The sequence below is a fragment of the Candidatus Hepatoplasma crinochetorum Av genome, from assembly GCF_000582535.1.
Taxonomy (GTDB): Bacteria; Bacillota_I; Bacilli_A; order Mycoplasmatales; family Hepatoplasmataceae; genus Hepatoplasma; species Hepatoplasma crinochetorum.
In genome coordinates this window covers 473414-491171 of sequence record NZ_CP006932.1, presented here as the reverse complement: position 1 = coordinate 491171, position 17758 = coordinate 473414, and the positions used below count along the sequence as shown (strand labels likewise).

General features: G+C 21.9%; 15 protein-coding genes. All 15 read left to right on the top strand.

Annotated elements, in window-relative coordinates; translation table 4 throughout:
* Position 1 precedes the first annotated feature (1 nt).
* The 15 genes from X271_RS02250 to thiI are packed head-to-tail and all read left to right on the top strand — an operon-like array spanning position 2 to position 17714.
* Positions 2 to 955, top strand: coding sequence for an L-lactate dehydrogenase (locus X271_RS02250; protein WP_025208850.1), 954 nt, complete (start codon positions 2 to 4; stop codon positions 953 to 955).
* Positions 956 to 1007: 52 nt separating this feature from the next.
* Positions 1008 to 4070, top strand: a complete 3063-nt coding sequence (locus X271_RS02245) for an ABC transporter ATP-binding protein (protein WP_025208849.1) — start codon at positions 1008 to 1010, stop codon at positions 4068 to 4070.
* A 1-nt stretch (position 4071) separates the two neighbouring features.
* Entirely contained in the window at positions 4072 to 5325 is a 1254-nt protein-coding gene (gene hisS, locus X271_RS02240) for a histidine--tRNA ligase (protein WP_038462447.1), read from the top strand.
* Between the two features lie 24 nt (positions 5326 to 5349).
* Complete coding sequence (locus X271_RS02235; RefSeq protein ID WP_128824179.1) at positions 5350 to 5661, top strand: hypothetical protein; 312 nt, start codon at positions 5350 to 5352, stop codon at positions 5659 to 5661.
* Between the two features lie 13 nt (positions 5662 to 5674).
* On the top strand, positions 5675 to 5869 hold the full coding sequence (locus X271_RS02230; protein ID WP_025208846.1) for a hypothetical protein: 195 nt from the start codon (positions 5675 to 5677) through the stop codon (positions 5867 to 5869).
* Positions 5862 to 6422, top strand: coding sequence for a DJ-1/PfpI family protein (locus tag X271_RS02225; protein WP_025208845.1), 561 nt, complete (start codon positions 5862 to 5864; stop codon positions 6420 to 6422). Before X271_RS02230 ends, X271_RS02225 begins: the two co-directional genes overlap by 8 nt.
* A 17-nt stretch (positions 6423 to 6439) precedes the next feature.
* Positions 6440 to 8143: an aspartate--tRNA ligase gene (aspS, locus tag X271_RS02220; protein ID WP_128571652.1), complete on the top strand. Its 1704-nt coding sequence runs from the start codon at positions 6440 to 6442 to the stop codon at positions 8141 to 8143.
* Between the two features lie 15 nt (positions 8144 to 8158).
* Complete coding sequence (locus X271_RS03195; protein WP_128571651.1) at positions 8159 to 9178, top strand: patatin-like phospholipase family protein; 1020 nt, start codon at positions 8159 to 8161, stop codon at positions 9176 to 9178.
* 3 nt (positions 9179 to 9181) lie between these two features.
* On the top strand, positions 9182 to 9664 hold the full coding sequence (locus X271_RS02215) for a hypothetical protein (protein WP_128824178.1): 483 nt from the start codon (positions 9182 to 9184) through the stop codon (positions 9662 to 9664).
* A gap of 3 nt (positions 9665 to 9667) precedes the next feature.
* Positions 9668 to 9907, top strand: coding sequence for a YneF family protein (locus tag X271_RS02210; RefSeq protein WP_025208843.1), 240 nt, complete (start codon positions 9668 to 9670; stop codon positions 9905 to 9907).
* A 2-nt stretch (positions 9908 to 9909) separates the two neighbouring features.
* The gene (locus X271_RS02205; protein ID WP_025208842.1) at positions 9910 to 10404 is read left to right on the top strand and encodes a hypothetical protein; all 495 of its coding nucleotides are present in this window, start codon (positions 9910 to 9912) and stop codon (positions 10402 to 10404) included.
* A gap of 15 nt (positions 10405 to 10419) precedes the next feature.
* Positions 10420 to 12339 (top strand): DNA gyrase/topoisomerase IV subunit B, encoded by a 1920-nt coding sequence (locus tag X271_RS02200; protein ID WP_025208841.1) that lies wholly within the window; start codon positions 10420 to 10422, stop codon positions 12337 to 12339.
* A complete protein-coding gene (locus X271_RS02195) occupies positions 12329 to 14866 on the top strand; it encodes a DNA topoisomerase (ATP-hydrolyzing) (RefSeq protein ID WP_025208840.1) in 2538 nt (845 codons plus the stop codon). Before X271_RS02200 ends, X271_RS02195 begins: the two co-directional genes overlap by 11 nt.
* A gap of 21 nt (positions 14867 to 14887) precedes the next feature.
* Complete coding sequence (locus tag X271_RS02190; protein ID WP_025208839.1) at positions 14888 to 16507, top strand: hypothetical protein; 1620 nt, start codon at positions 14888 to 14890, stop codon at positions 16505 to 16507.
* Between the two features lie 25 nt (positions 16508 to 16532).
* A complete protein-coding gene (gene thiI / locus X271_RS02185; protein ID WP_025208838.1) occupies positions 16533 to 17714 on the top strand; it encodes a tRNA uracil 4-sulfurtransferase ThiI in 1182 nt (393 codons plus the stop codon).
* Positions 17715 to 17758: the final 44 nt, after the last annotated feature.

The window sequence follows — 17758 nt, the reverse complement described above, 5'->3', positions numbered from 1 at the left end:
TATGAAGAAAACAACAAACAAAATTGTTTTAATTGGTGCTGGTGCAGTAGGGACATCGTTTCTTTATTGAGCAATGTCTAAAGGTGTAGCGGATGAATATGCAATAATTGATGTAAATAAAGATGCGGCAAAAGGACAAGAACTAGATTTCGAAGATGCTTCTCCTTCAGCTCCATCATTTTTTTCTGTAAAGAGTGGAGATTATAGTCTTTTAAAAGATGCTGATCTTGTTGTTATTACGGCAGGGCGTCCACAAAAACCAGGAGAAACACGTTTAGAAATGGTTGCTGATAATGCAAAAATAATGAAACAAATTGCATTAGAAGTAAAAAAAGCAAAATTTGATGGAATAACATTAATCGCATCAAATCCTGTTGATGTAATGACAACCGTTTATCAATATGTTACTAATTTTGATTCTAAAAAAGTTATTTCTTCTTCATGTACATTAGATACAAACAGATTAAAATTTGAATTCTCAAAAATATTCAATGTAAATCCTAAGGATTTAAATATGTTTGTAATGGGTGAACATGGAGATTCATCAGTATCAACACTTGAATTTGCAACTTTAAATGGGATTCCATTAAAAGATCATTATGCTGATAAAAAAATAGATGCTAGTAAAAAAGCAGAAATTCATAAAAAAGTTTATATGAAAGCTTATGAAATAATTAATAGAAAAAGAGCAACTTTTTATGGAATTGGTGCTGTGTTAGCAGAAATTTCTCAATCTATTATTCGCGATGAAAGAAAAATCTTTTCTACAGGTTCTTTATTAAACGGAGAATATGGAGAAAAAGGTGTTTATGCTGGGGTTCCTTCAGTTATTGGTAGAAATGGAATTGTTTGTACATATCAATTTCCATTATCAAAGGAAGAATTATTACAATTTAAAAAATCTGTTTCTATTTTGAAAGAGACAACTAAAAAAGCATTAGCTGCAATAAAATAGATTTATAATAATAAATATATTATTATTTGATTAATAATTTTAATTTATAATCGTGAAAAGTGAATCAAAAAGCAGAAATAAAGATCAAAAAGAAAAAAGAAAAATAATTACTATATTTTTTTCTTTTTTCTTTTTTCTTTTAATTCTTGTTGGTTCTGTTTTTGGTTTGTTAAATTACAGTAATCCAAATCATTATCAAGTTAGTAGTAATTTTAAAAATTATTATCAATTTGAAATTGGGGTAGACTGAAAAAGTGTAGATGTTAATCAAGAAAAAGAGATTTACAAATTAGCAAATTATTTTAATGATCAATTAGAACAAAATAAAGATTATTATAATAGTGAAGTTTATGTTGTTGATGATGATACTATTTTAATAAATATGCCAATTACATCTATAAAAAATGGAAATTATGGTGATGAATTAGTAGATAAACCTTTTTCTGATGATGCACAAATTGCATTATTAGAAGAAATAATTTATTTACAAGCAACACTTATAAATCAAAGTTATCTTGAATTTAGAAGTTATAATGGTGAATTATTATTTCCTGATGGACAACAATTTGTAGAACCTCCAATTACTAATTCGGAAGATGTATCATCTTATGAAAATAATTTAGAAGCAACAAATTCTCAAGGTAATTTAATTGCAAAAGCAGAAGTAGATTATTCACAAGGTAATCCTTATATTAAAATTTATCCAAAAGATTCAGCAATTTTTCGTGATGCTTTAAGTTGATATGAAGAGCAAGCTGCTTCGGGTTTATCTAGTGATCCTAATGCTATTTATTGAACAATTTGATTTGATTATAGTCAATTAGAAAATATCTTACTCGAGGGAACAGATCAAGGGATATTCGATTATGTTCCTTCAGATTATGATCCAACAGGAGAGCAACCACAAGAGAATGTTTATACTTATACTCATAAAGATTCAGAAGGAAATCCAACACAAGAATTAACAAAAAAAATTGCTGAACCTTATTTTGTTACAATTGGTCAAATTCAAAATAATTCTTCTAGTGTATATAATGATTATTTTGCAATTACTGGTGATTTTACTGTTGCAAAAGCAAATAATATTGTAGAAAGAATTAATTTTTCCAATACAGAACAATATTTTGATTTAGAAATAGAAAATTATAATTTAATTTATCAAAATAATTCAATTAAGGATTTGGGATGAATTTTTTGACTTTTTATTACTTTTGTGATTTTAGTTGCTTTTTTCTTTTTTATTTGATTTGGTTTATTAGGAGTTATAGCTTCATCTAATAATTTATTATTTGGATTATTGTTTGCTTATTTCATTTACTTATTTGCTCTTCCAATTTCATTTGCTTTAATTGCTGCTCTTTTTATTATTGTTTTAATTTCTAGTTTATTTACATTTTATTTATTACAAAGATATAAGAAAATTGATAATAAATTATGAAATCACAAAACGAAATATAAAAAAGTAATGCAAGAATTTTCAATTGCCTTTTTACCTTCAATTTTTGTTATTTTAATTTCTTTTTTGATTGGTGGAATTTTATTACCAATTAGTGTTCAATTATTTGTTTATTTCTTAGTATTTGCAATATTTTACTTTTTAATTATTAATTATTTAATTTTACCTCTTATAATATTTTTGATTGATTCTATTACAAATTTTACAGATATTAATTTTACAAAAGAAAACAAAATATGAAATTATTTTATTGGAATAAACGAAGAAAGAATTTTTAAAAATAATAAATTTTATAATGATAAAAAATTAATTAAAGTACAAAAAAATACAAACTCATTTAAAGTTTTATTTATTTTAACAATGATAAGTTCAATTTTATTTGGAGCAGCTTTTACATTAAATCATTATAAAAATGGTAGTGGTGTTAATACAAGATTTTTAAATGACTCCTATTATCGATATGATATTGTAAAAACCTATCAAACTTCAACAAAAGATACATATGCAAGTTATCAAGATAATGATGAATTAACATCTATTGAACGTTTGCAAGATCCACAAAATCAAAAAGATCATATTAATGAATTAAAAGAAAATATTGATGATATTATTGATATTTTCGAAGAAAATAATGTAAATGTTAATCATTATCAAATTATTCGTTATGATAAACTTATTTATCAAAATACATATAAGCCAGATGAAAATGAAGAAAGTACAATTGTTCATTATGATTATCAATTTACATATGGTATTGCCATTTATTCTAGCACAGAAATTACAGAAGAAATGTTTCTTGCAATAAACAATGATCTTTATCAAAATATTTATAATACAGCAGATGAACAATATAATTTAAAATATGCTTATTATGGACAATTGCAAAATTCTCCTATTTATTACGATTATCAATATTATTATCAATTAATCCCTACTTCCTCACTTTCAATAGCAAATGATGATTGAAGAACTTATTATAAGGATAGTTATGATAATAATTCTAGTAACTTAAATCAACAAGAAGGAATTATTTTAGCTCCTACAATATATTTTAATGATTTAAATCTTCTAGATTATTCTGTGAATAATTTAAAAGATACAACATTAAATTATCAAACTTTAAATATTTTTTTAGCAATTCTTTTAATTTTAATATCATTTTTTTTCTTTGGAGTAATTATGTATCGCTTTGCTGTTACAATTTCTAGTTTAATAACAGTTATTCTAGAAGTTTTATTTGCTATTACATTTACATTACTTATTTTTACGCCTTTTGCAAATATGATTATTTTTGCAATATTGCTTTCAATTTTTATGAGTTTTTTTGCAAAATTTTTAATTCTTAAAAAAACAGAAGAACAAGAATATAAATTTAAAGATCATTTTTTACTAGTAATATTTTTATTGTTTATCTTAAACTTTTTACTTTCAATTTTTGCAATGATTATACTAGGGAAAATAAGTTTAATTATTTTTGTATATACGATAATATTTACAATTATTTCACTTATTTCGACAATTTTTGTTTATCCAACAATTGTAAACAAATTAGAACGAAGATTTAAAGAAAATAAAAATAGAAGAAAAGAACGTGATCAAATTTTAGCAAAACAAGAAGATGTTGTAATTGAGGAAATAATTGAAGGGATTAATGATTAATATGAATAAAATAGTTTACCAAAAAATTAAAGGAACAAGAGATTATTATTTTGAAGAAGCTTTAAAATTAGAATTTGTAAATAATAAATTAAGAGAAATTGCAAAAAATTATTATTTTAAACCAATTAAACTTCCAACTTTAGAGTATCAGAGTTTATTTCAAAAAACTGTTGGAAATGATACAGATATTGTAAATAAGGAAATGTATCAAATTTCGGATCGAAAAAATCGTAAGATTGTTCTTAAACCAGAAGGAACAGCATCAACTATGCGTTTAATTTTAGAAAATAAATTATTAGAAAATAAACAAAATGATTTAAGATTTTTTTATTTTGAAAATATGTTCCGATATGAGAGACCCCAAAAAGGAAGACAAAGAGAGTTTTTACAATTTGGTGTTGAATTTATAAATTCTTCTTCAATTTATTCAGACTATGAAATTTTAGATTTAGCAATTACTATTTTAGAAAAATTTAAAATCAAAAATTACCATTTAGAAATAAATTCAATAGGCTCATTACAAACAAGAAAAAATTATATTAAAGATTTAAAAAATTATTTGCAAACAAAAAAAGCTGAGTTATCAAATGATTCAAAAATTAGATTTGAAAATAATGTTTTAAGAATTTTAGATACAAAAGATCAAAATGATCTTTTATTATTAAAAGATGCTCCTAAAATTATAGATTATTTAAAAAAAGAAGAAAAAGATGATTTAAATTTAATTATTAAATTTTTAGAAGAAAAAAAAATAAATTATAAAATAAATCCCTTTTTAGTAAGAGGACTTGATTATTATAATAATTTAGTATTTGAGTTTGTTGGTGATAAGAATAATATATTGGGAGCACAAGCAACAATTATTGGTGGAGGAAGATATGATTCTCTTCTGAATAATTTAGATCATACAAAAGATGCAAAAGCAATTGGATTTGCATTAGGAATTGAAAGATTAATGTTAATTGCAAATGATTATATTGAAAAAAATTATTCAAAAGAATTATATTATGTAATATTACCTATTTCAGAAGAATATTATGAAAAAGGTTATAAATTAGGACAATATTTAAGAAATAAAAATAAAAATGTTTATATAAATTACAATAAACAAAAATTTAATAAAAAATTACTTTGATCAATTAAAAATAATTTTGATTTTGCGATAATTGTTGGAAATGAAATAAAAAATAATAAAATTATATTGAAAGATATAAAATCAAAAAAAGAAAAGGAAATATCAATCGACAAAATATAAATGGAAAACTTTAGAAGAATATTTATGTCTAAAAATTCTTTAATATTGCTTGCGAAGGGTGATGTTGAGATTGCTGCTCAAATTTTTAATTATGAGCAAATAAGAGAAATTCGTGCGGATTTAAAGAAATTTGAAGTAAAAATTTTAATGAATTATGATGAATCTTATTATCGTGTTTTTTCTGTAAATCCAAAAGATCAAACTGAAGAAGAACTTAAAAAAGCAGAAGATGAAATTATTAAGTTTCATGCAAATTTAGTAAATGCATCAATGAAATTAACACCTGATGAAGTTAAGAAAATTCAAAAACTTCAAAAAGAACAAAGAGAACAATAAAAATTACAAAATAATGAAAATGAAGAAAAATTATCAAATTGGTGCTGCTGCATATGTAATGATTGCACTTTCTGTTTTTTTGTTAATCTTTATATTTTTTTATTTACTATTCGCCTTTATTATTAAAAGACATGATCGTAAACAATTAAAAGAAGATGAAAAAAAATATCTTGATAATAATTTTGATATGAAGGACAAAAATGAGTAAAAATAATAATGTTTTAATAATTGTAGCCAATGGTTATGAAGATTTAGAATTTACAGCATCTTTTGATATTCTCAAAAGATGAGGATTTAATGTTGAGGTTGCTTATTTATTAGAAGACAATAAAAATTATGTTACTTCTGCATCTGGTCTTAATGTATTAGTAAAAGAAACATTACAATCAATAATTGCAAAGCTAAATGATTTTAATTATTTAATGATTCCGGGAGGAGATGCAAATGTTTCAAGACTTGATAAATCTGAATATACTTCAAAAATTCTTGAACATTTTGTTAAAAAAAACAAAAAGGTTGCAGCAATTTGTGCAGCACCTATTTTACTTGCAAATCGTGGATATTTAAAAGAAAAATATGCTATTTGTTATCCAGCTAAAAAATATCAAAGTATTTTAATTGCAAATGGCGCAAGAATAAAAAATTTAAATTGTAAAGCAGATCAAGAATGTTCAATTGTAATTGATGGTAATATTATGACTGGACTTGATTTTCGTACAGCAATTAAATTTGCTGATCAATTAGTAAAATTTTTTAATTAAAAAATATAATTATTATTATGAATAATAATTTTAATCTTACAGAAAAAGATATAAATAAAAAGATTAAATTGACAGGTTGAATTGATAAAATTCGTAAACTTGGTGATTTAATTTTTTTTGACTTACGAAATTCAGGAAAAATCATTCAAGTTGTTGTTACTAATAAAACAGAAGATATTTATAAAATTGCAAAAAATCTTACAAAAGAAGATGTAATTTTAGTAGAGGGAGTTTTAAATAAACGAAAAAATATTAATAAAAATTTAAAAACAGGAACAATTGAGATAATTGCTGATAATTTAAATATAATCTCAAAAGCAAAAACATTACCTTTTATAATTGCTGATCAAACAGATGGCTTAGAACCATTAAGGATGCGTTATCGATATCTTGATATTAGAAGAAATAATGTTTACAACATATTAAAATTCCGTTCTAATTTTAATAAATTAATTCGCACCTATTTTGATAAACTAGATTTCTTGGAAATTGAAACACCAACAATTACAAAATTAACTTTTGGTGGTGCAAGTGAATTTAGAGTTTTATCAAAAAATCATCCTGGTTATCAATATGGATTAGTTCAATCTCCTCAAATTTATAAACAATTACTTATGTATGGAGGAATAGAAAAGTATTATCAAATTGCAAGATGTTATCGCGATGAAGATTTAAGAAAAGATCGACAATTAGAATTTACACAATTAGATCTTGAAAAATCATTTACAACAAAAGAAGAAATAAAAGAAATAATTGAAAATCTTTTAGTTAATTTGTTTGATAAATTATTAAAAATTAAAGTAAAAAAACCATTTCAAACTTTAAAATATCAAGAAGCAATTGATAATTATGGAATTGATAAACCAGATTTAAGATATCCAGAAAAAATTTATAATTTTAATTTATTAAAAAAAGATTTAAATATTTCTTTGCAAAATGATCAATCTCTAATTGGAATTTATTTTCCTTTTATTTTAAGTGAATCAAAAATCAAAAATTACCTTTTAAAAATTAAAGCAAAAAGTGATTTTAGCTTTCTTGCTTTTAAAGAAAATAAATTAATTAATACTAATTTAAAAAACATAAATCATCAGAAAATTCTTAATTTTATTTTCTTACAAAAGCAAAATTTGAAAAATAGTAAGCAATTTTCATTAATTTTAATTAAAGATAAGGATTTAAAAGCAAAAGAAATTATAGGAAAATTAAGAATTAAGATAGCAATTGATAATAAATTATTTGATCAAAATCAATTTAATTTTGTTTGAGTTGAAGATTTTCCTTTATTCGAATTATTAAAAGATCTAAAATTAGGTTCAATGCATAATCCATTTACAAATTTTAAAAAAGATGATTTTGATCTTTTTTGAAATTTAAAGATAAATGAAAAAGAAGAATTATTAAAATTAAATTCTGAAGCTTATGATATTGTTTTAAATGGTATAGAAATTGGTGGAGGAGCTTTAAGGATAATTGATCCAATAATTCAGAAAAGAATTTTCGAAATTTTAAATCTTAAAAAGAAAGAAATTGAAAATGATTTTGCTTTCTTATTGGAAGCACAAAAATATGGAATTCCTACTCATGGAGGAATAGCCTTAGGGCTTGATAGATTAATTGCAATTATGTTAAAAATTGATAGTATTAAAGAAATAATAGCATTTCCAAAATCTTCTAAAGGAACAGATGAAATGATGGGTGGACCAACTAAAATAGAATAAAAAAGGGAAATTAAAATGAATGAAAATAATTATGAAATTGCAAAAAAAAATATCAAAAATGCAAAAAAATTCCGTATTCTTTCAATTGATGGAGGAGGAGTAAAAGGTTTTTTTACATTAAAAGCGATTAAGGGACTTATGGATGAATATCAAATTGATCTTTATGATTATTTTGATATGATTGTAGGTACATCAACAGGATCAATAATTGCTCTTTTAATTTTACTTAAATTAGATATTGAAAAATATTATAAAGAATATGAACAGATTCCTAATCGTATTTTTTCAAAAAGATTAGATATTCTTTCGCAAACACGAAAACCATTTTTTCCACAATTTGATTCAGAAGAATTAAAAAAATCACTATCAGAAGAATTAGGAGATCTTAATTTTGATGATTTTGAAAAAAAAGTAAATAAATTTTTTGTTTTTTGTGCTTCTAATGTAACTAATGGAAAACCTGTAATTTTTGCTTCAAAAAATTTTTCAAGTATAAACAAACAAAATCGTAAAGAATTAGTTCGCAATGCAATATATGCTTCATGCGCAGCTCCTTTTTATTTTGAACCAATCAAATCTTCATTTGCAGAAGATTATTTTGCTGATGGAGGAATATGATCAAATAACCCAGCAATGGTTGGAATAATTCTTGCATTGGGTGATTTGGATATTAAAATTGAAGATATTGAAGTTCTTTCATTTGGACAAACATTTGTAGAAAATTTAGAGTTTGAAATTAAAAAAATGATTAATTTTGATAGTTTCAAAAATAATCAATTTTCATCTCTTTTTTCTTCTTCTTTGCTTGTAAATCAAAATTTTGATAATTTTTGTGCTTCAATTTTACTTAAAGAACGTTATTTTCGCTATTCTCCTGAACAAAAAATCCCAAATACAAAAGTTAGTTATATTGATCAAAATTTTATTGATTATTCAAAGCTTTATTGAATGAAAAATAAAGAAAGTTTAGTTGATTTTATAAGACTTAGTAAAAATACAAAATATTATAAAGGGATTGAAAAAATGTATAATTAACTCATGGAATTATGAGCACAGTATTTATTGTTGCATATGTTCTTTTTAGGAATAATTTTCCTTTTAATTTTAATTATTATTTTCGCTCGTTGACAAATATATGGTCCAAAATTAAACAATAAAACTAAAAATTGAAAAGCAAAAACAAAATCAATTTTTGATAAAAATAAACCAAAAGTGCAAAGAGGAGCAGTAATTGAAAATGTTGAATTTAAAAGTCAATTACAAGAAAAAGAACAACAAGCACAATCAGCACAAGATCTTTTAGCAATACAAAAAGAAAAGATTAATTATCAAAAAAATGTTAAAAATTTGGAAAGCAAAATTCAATTAAAATCAACTAAGAAAGAGCAAAAAATACAAACAAAAGAAGAACGTAAAGAATTGAAAATTCAACTTAAAAAAGAACAACAAGAATTAAAAGAGCAAATTAAAAGAGAAAAAGAGAAATCACAAAAATCTAATAATAATAAAAAGGAAAAATAAATTATGGCTTGAGAAATTACTGCAATTGTTTTTATTTGTTTATTTCCAATTACTATATTTTTTACATTTTATTTTACAAAAAAATTAATTGAAAGACAAATTAAAAAAAATCCACCAATATCAGAACAACAGATACGAGCAATGTTTCAATCAATGGGAAGAAAACCCTCTGAAGCACAAATTCGTAATACAATGAATGCTTTAAAAGGGAAAAATAAGCAAACATATAAAAAACGAAAATAATTATGAATAATTTAAGTAATTATAAAAAAGATAAAAATTTTAAAAAATGATTAAAAAAGCAAGATTATTTTTATAAATTTTCTTTTATTACAAAATTAATAAATCTTACAATCAAAAAGGAAAAATTTAATAATCATTTTTTTGAATATTATATTTATCAAATTTCAGAAAATATAAGTATAAAAGAAAATTTTTCTGATCTAATTGCAAAAGAAATTTTAGATCTAGACATTAATAATAAAGCTCTTTTTATTATTAATGTCTTTAATTTTTATAATAAAAATTTTACTTATAAAAAAGAATTTGAAATTTTTTTAGATGCGTATTTTGATTATAAAAATAGTAATCAATTTACTATAGATAATGAATATAAATTATTAAATTTTTATCTTAATTTAAAAGATTCTCTTTTAAAAACAAGAGTTAGAAATTTCAACGCCTTTTTAATTTTAATAAATAAATCTTTTTATGATTCAAAATTATTAAAATTTGTTTAATATGCTTTATAAAATATGGAAAAAATAAAAGACTATAATGCTAATTCAATCGAAGTAATTGAAAATTTAGATGCTGTACGTAAACGTCCAGGAATGTATATAGGTGATACAAGATCAAAAGGATTACATCAACTATTTCGGGAAATTATTGATAATTCAGTAGATGAACATCTTGCTGGATTTGCAACTAAAATCAAGATAACTCTTACTAAAAATAATTCTCTTATTATAAGAGATGATGGAAGAGGAATTCCTATAGATATTCATCCTAAGACAAAAAAACCAACAATTGAAACAATTTTTACTGTATTACATGCTGGTGGTAAATTTGGAGGAAAAAATTCTGGATATTTTATTTCAGGAGGACTACATGGAGTTGGTGCTTCAGTAGTAAATGCACTTTCTGAATATTTGATTGTAAAAACTTGAAAAGATCATAAAGAATATCAAATTGAATTTAAAAACGGGGGACGAAAAGTAAGTGAATTAAAAATTTTAGGAAATACTAATCAAACGGGAACAGAAATTGAATTTAAAGCAGATAAAAATATCTTTTCAACAATAAATTTTAGTTCTCATGAAATTTTAGAAAGAATAAAAGAGATTTCATATTTAAATCCAAAATTAAAAATTGAATATTATGATTTAAAAAATGAGAATAAATATTTATTTCATTATCCCGATGGCTTAAAATCTTTTCTTGAGCAATTAACAAAAAATGAATCTAAAATAACAAATATAATTAATTTTAATTTAAGAGATGAAACAAAGATTTTGGTAAGAATTTCTTTTTGCTATACAAAATCAATATATGAAAATATTTTTTCTTATGTAAATAATATTCGCACTTTAGATGGTGGTTCACATGAAACAGGATTCAAAGTAGCTCTTACTAAAGCAATAAATGAATATGCGGTGGAACAGAAATTACAACAAAATGGTAAAAGTTTAGATGGGCAAGATGTAAGAGAAGGAATATATTGTGCAATTTCAATTTATCTTATTGAATCATTAGTTCAATTTGAGGGACAAACTAAAACAAAATTATCTTCACAATTTGCTCGTAATTTTTTTGAAAAAAAAGTTTATCAAGAAATAAAAGATTATCTTTATAGAAATAAAAAAGAAGCTATTGAAATAATTAAATTTGCTTATGCAACAAAAAAAGCACGTGATGCAGCAAAAAGAGCAAGACAAGCAACACGTGAATTGAATGTAAAAGCAAAAAAATCTTTTGCAGGAAAATTGGTTCCAGCACAATCAAAAAATCCACTTGAAAAAGAATTATTCATTGTAGAAGGAGATTCTGCTGGTGGTAGTGCAAAAATGGGAAGAAATCGCAAAATTCAAGCAATTTTACCATTAAAAGGGAAAATTATTAATACAGAAAAAGCTAGTTTACGAGCTATCATTGAAAATGAAGAATTATCTACAATTATAAATGCAATAGGAGCAGGATTTTCTGGTAATTTTGAAATTAAAAAAGCAAATTATGGAAAGATTATTATAATGACTGATGCTGATACTGATGGTGCACATATTCAAGCTCTCTTACTTACCTTTTTTTATAATTTTATGCAGGAAATGATTAATCAAAAAAGAATATATATTGCTCTTCCTCCTTTATTTAAAATAACTGATAAAAAAAATAAGACATTTACTTATGCTTGATCAATAAATGAATTAAAAGAGAGAACAAATAATCAAACAAATTATGAAATTCAAAGATATAAAGGATTAGGAGAAATGAACTATGAACAATTGTGAGAAACAACAATGAATCCTAAAACAAGAACTTTGATTCAAGTAAAGAATACAGAAAGTGCACAGAAAATAATTGAAATTTTGATGGGACAAGATATCGAAGCTAGAAGAAGATGAATTGAAGATAATGTTGAATTTGGTTTGGAGGATTCATTTTTAAATGAAAAATAAAAAAGAATTTGTTCAAAATTCAAAAATAATTCCACAAAATTTAGATAAATTAATTGGAGAAAAATTTGGTGATTACTCAAAATATATTATTCAAGAAAGAGCTCTTCCTGATTTAAGAGATGGATTAAAACCTGTGCAAAGAAGAATTCTTTACGCAATGAATCAATTAAAATTAAATTATGAATCTAGTTATAAAAAATCAGCTAGAATTGTTGGGGATGTAATAGGTAAATATCATCCGCATGGTGACACATCTGTTTATGAAGCACTTATTAGAATGTCTCAAGAATGAAAATCTTCAATTCCTTTAATTGATATGCACGGAAATAATGGATCAATTGATGGTGATTCAGCAGCAGCAATGCGATATACTGAAACAAGACTTTCTAAATTTAGTTCATTTCTTTTACAAAATATTGAAAAAAAAATAGTTCCTTTTACAACTAATTTTGATGACTCAGAATTAGAGCCTGTTATTTTACCTGCAAAAATTCCAAATTTATTAATAAATGGAGCAATCGGAATTGCGTCCGGTTATTCAACAAATATTCCTCCTCATAATTTTACAGAAGTAATTAATGCTTTAATTTTTGCTTTTAAAAATGATAATTATTCAATTTCTAATTTATCAAAAATTATAAAAGGTCCTGATTTTCCTACAGGAGGAATAATTGAGTCAAAATTAGGAATTAAAGAAGCTTATCGTACAGGAAAAGGAAAAATTGTAATTAAAGCAAATATTGTTTCTGATTCAAAAAATAATGAAATTATAATTAATGAAATTCCTTTTGAAGTAAATAAATCTGATCTTGTAAGGAAAATTGATCAATTGATCAATTTAAATAAAGTTCCGGGATTAATAAGTATTCGCGATGATAGTGATCGGAATGGATTACAAATTACTTTAAATACAAGAAAAAATGTAGATCATCATGCAATTATTAATTTTCTTTTAAAAAATACGGATTTACGAAAAAATTATTATATTAATATGGTTGTAATTAAAGATAAAAAACCACAACTTGTTACTTTAATTAATATAATTGATGATTTTAAAGAATTTCAATTTTTTTTATATAAGAATTTATTTAGATATGAATTAGAAAAAAATCAAAAAAGATTATCTGTAATTCAAGCTTTAGTTAAAATAAGTGAAACTATTGATTTTGTAATAAAAATTATTAGAGAATCTTTAAATAAAGAAGAAGCAAAAAATAATTTAATTCAAAAATATAAATTTAATGATTATCAAGCAGAGGCTGTAGTTAATTTACGTTTATATAGATTAACTTCAACAGATATTAATCAATTAATTAAAGAACATAAAATGTTATTAACTTTAATTTCACATTACCAAAAAGCTTTGGCGAATAAGGATTATTTATCTGCAATTATAATTTCTGATTTAAACAAAATAAAAGATCAATTTAAAGATAAAAGAAAAAGTATTATAAAAGACCAAATTGAAGAAATCTCAATAAATGAAGAAGAATTAATAATTGAAGAAGATTATTATTTATGTCTTACTCGTAAAGGATATATAAAAATTGTTAATTCAAAAACAAAAGATAATTTAGAAAACGATTTATTTGCTTTTCTCGATGGAGATATCCCATTAAGAAAAGCAAATAAAGTTTCTAATTTAAGTAATTTATTTTTATTTACTTCTAATGGGAAATTTTATAAAGTTCCAATTTATAAGATTAATCAATATAGATATAAAGAAATTGGAGATCATTTATCAAAATATATTTCTCTTAGTGGAAAAGAAATGATTATTTCTTTTATTATTTCAAAAGAAGATATTACAAAATTAGATTTAAATTTTATAATAGCAACAAAAAAAGGAATGATTAAACAAACAAAAATTAGAAATTTGAATTTCGATGTTTCTAAAGGTGGGCAAAAATTTATTAAATTAGAAAAAAATGATGATGTTTGTTCAATTCAATTTATCGAAAAAAATAATAAATATTCTGTAATTTCTTTTACAGAAAAAGGTTATTATTTACATTATGATTTAAATTCTTTAAATGTAATTGGTCTTAATGCAATAGGGGTAAAAAATATTAATTTGTTACCTTCAGATTTTGTTCTAAATTCTTTTATTATTGATCAAAAGGAATTAAACGAAGGAAAAACAAAATTTGCTATTTTTACAAAAATGGGAAAAGGGAAAAGAATAAGAGGTAAAGATCTTAAAATTACTAAGAGAAATTTAAGAGGAAATTTAATTTTGAAACAAGTAAAAGCATATCAAGATAAATTAGTTGGTGTATGTCAATCTGATTTTGAAAAAAATATTTATATAATGTATAGTGATAAGAAAATTCAACAATTTCAAGAATTTAATGAAATTATTTTATCAGATTTTATGAGTGGATTTTCTAAATTTAAAGATAAAAAGATAAAATTAATACAAGATGATCCTTATATTAATTTAGCAAAATTGCAAAAGCATTTAATTTCTAAAAAACAATTAAAATTAAGTGATTTGGATATTGATAAAATAATTAAAGAATTATAAAAAATGTAAAGTAAAGTAATTATGGAAATATTAGCAATTTTTCTTTTATTGATTGTAATCTTATTTTTAATAATAAGTTTTTTATATTTTTCTTCTATTTCAAGATTAAATCGAAAAAGAACATTAGATCTATATTACAAAGATTTAATTAGATATAAAATAAAAGAATTAGATCAATTATTTAATTATTTTAAAAATAAAAATGAATTTTTGCAAGAAGAAATATTAAATGATATTGATGATACAATTAAAAATTTAATTTATGTTACTTTAAATAAATTAAAAATTTGTTATGTATCACTTGAAAAAGAGAATCTCTTAAAATTTTATTTTTCTAAAAATAAATTTAAAAATAGATTAAAAGAAATTGATAAATTACAATTTGATTATAAAATAACTTATGCTAAAATCAAATTTAAAATTAATGAATATAATTTAATTAATGAAATCAAAGAAAATTTAATTTTTGAATTAGATCAATTATTCAAAAAATTTATTAATTTAGTAAAAATTTCAGAATTTCAAAAGGATTTATTACAAGGAAAATATTTAGAAAGAATTAACAAGATTGAATATAAAATAATAAAAATAAAAGAAGAAAAAAATGATCTTGATGATTTTATAAATAAAATAAAAAAAATTAATTCAGAAATTTTAGAATTAAATAATGATTTTGTTTTTTATTTAAAAATTAAAAGCAAAATAGACTCATTTTATTTAAATATTAAAACAAAGATAAAACAGTTAATTAATGAAAATAGTCAATTTATAAAAAAATATTATAAAAATTTACAAACAAAAATTAAAGATATTAAGTATGATTTTGCAAAATTAAAAATACATCTTTTTAATTTAAATTTTTTATATGCTAGAAAAATAAATCAAAAAATTTTGGATAAATTAAATTTAATGTTTTTTGATTATCAAACTTTTTTTAATCAAATTGAATTTATTTTAAGAGAAGAAAAAAATTTATTTTGATTTATGAGGAATATTGATAATTTTGATAATTTAATAAAATACAAATTTTCTAATTTCACAAATGATGATAAATTAAAGATTTCTTATCTTAATTATCTAAAAAAAGAAATTATTGATAAATTTGATGTATATAAAAAATATCAAGATGAAAATATATTACATAGAAAAATAATCATAAAAAAAGTAGATCAATTGATTTTAATTTCTAGTTATCTTAAAAAATATCAACAAATATTTTTTGCAAAAGATAGTATTGAAAAAGAAAATAAACTTATAAAAAAATTTAATAATTTAAACTTTATTTTTATAAATATTGAAAATTTATATTATCAGATTCCTGATAAATATCAGAAAAAATATAAAGATAAAATAATTAAAATAAAAGAAAATCTTCAATCATTTTTTTCAGAAACTAAAATTTTAAAAAGCTTTGAAATAAAAGAAAAATATTTAAAATTGGAAAATGAATTAACTATTTTTTATCAAAAAATTTTTCGCGATACTTTTTTAATTTTATATTTAAATGAGATAATTTCATCATTAAATAAATATCATTCAAATCAAAAAATTTCTTTTATAGAAAATAAAATTGAAAATTATTATCAAAATGATAATTTAATTGAAGCTCTAAAAGTTATTTATAGAACAATTGTAATATAAAATTTACACATAAAGATTTTAAAAAGTGAAAACAATTTTAATTAAATATTCAGAACTAACATTAAAAGGTAAAAACCGTAATCAATTTATTAATTGATTAATTGATAACATTAAAAATAAATTTAAAAAAGCAAATTTTTCAAATATTAATTTTACAAAAAAATATGATCATTTATTAATTGATTTTATTGATAGTGATCAAGAAGAAATTTTAAAAATTTTAAAAAATATTATTGGTATTCATTCTTTTTCTGTTATTTATTCAAATTCAATTACAAAAGAAAATATAATTAATGATCTAAAACATATTATAAAAAAGACAAACAAATCTTTTAAATTTAGAGTTACAATTAGAAATTCAAAATTTGCAAAAGAAATATTTTCATCTAATCAAGAAGCAGTGATTTTTGTTGCAAAAGAAATTTTTAATCTTAATAAAAATATTTCAGTTAATTTAAAAGAATATGATTATAATTTTGAAATTATTTTTACACAAGAAAAAAAATATTATATGAGTTTCAAAAAGGATTATGGAATTATAGGATTACCAGCAGGAATAAATGGAGAAGGATTATTAATGCTTTCGGGAGGGATAGATTCTCCTGTTGCTGGTTATCTTACAATTTGTAGAGGAATAAATCTTAGTTTCATTACTTTTCTTACTTCAAAAACCTCTACTAAAGAAGTACTAGATAAAATAAAATTATTATCAGAAAAAATAAACAAATTTAATGGAAAAGATCATTATCTTTATCTTGTTAATTTTGAGGATATGCAAAGTGCTATTGCAAAATTAAAAGCAGTAGAGTATCGGACAATTTTACTTAGAAGAGGTTTTTTTAAATTTGCAGATTTTCTTGCAAATAAAGAAGAAAAAAAATTAATAGTAACAGGTGATTCATTAGGACAGGTTTCTAGCCAAACTCTAGAATCTTTATCAGTAATTGATAGAGCAACTGATATTTTTACAGCAAGACCTTTAATTTGTCTTTCAAAAGAAGAAATTATTAAAAAAGCAAAAGAGATTGAGACATATCAAATTTCAATTCAAAAGGGTGATGACATGTGTTCTCTTTTTACTCCTAAAAATCCAAAAACAAAACCAACATTAGAAAAAGTAATTTATTTTGAAAATCAAATTAAAGATTATCAAAAAATAATCGAAGATATTTATTTAAGATATGTAAGAAAAATAAGATTACAATAATTTTTCTGATTTAAAAAAGTTGAAATATAATTGTATAATTTATT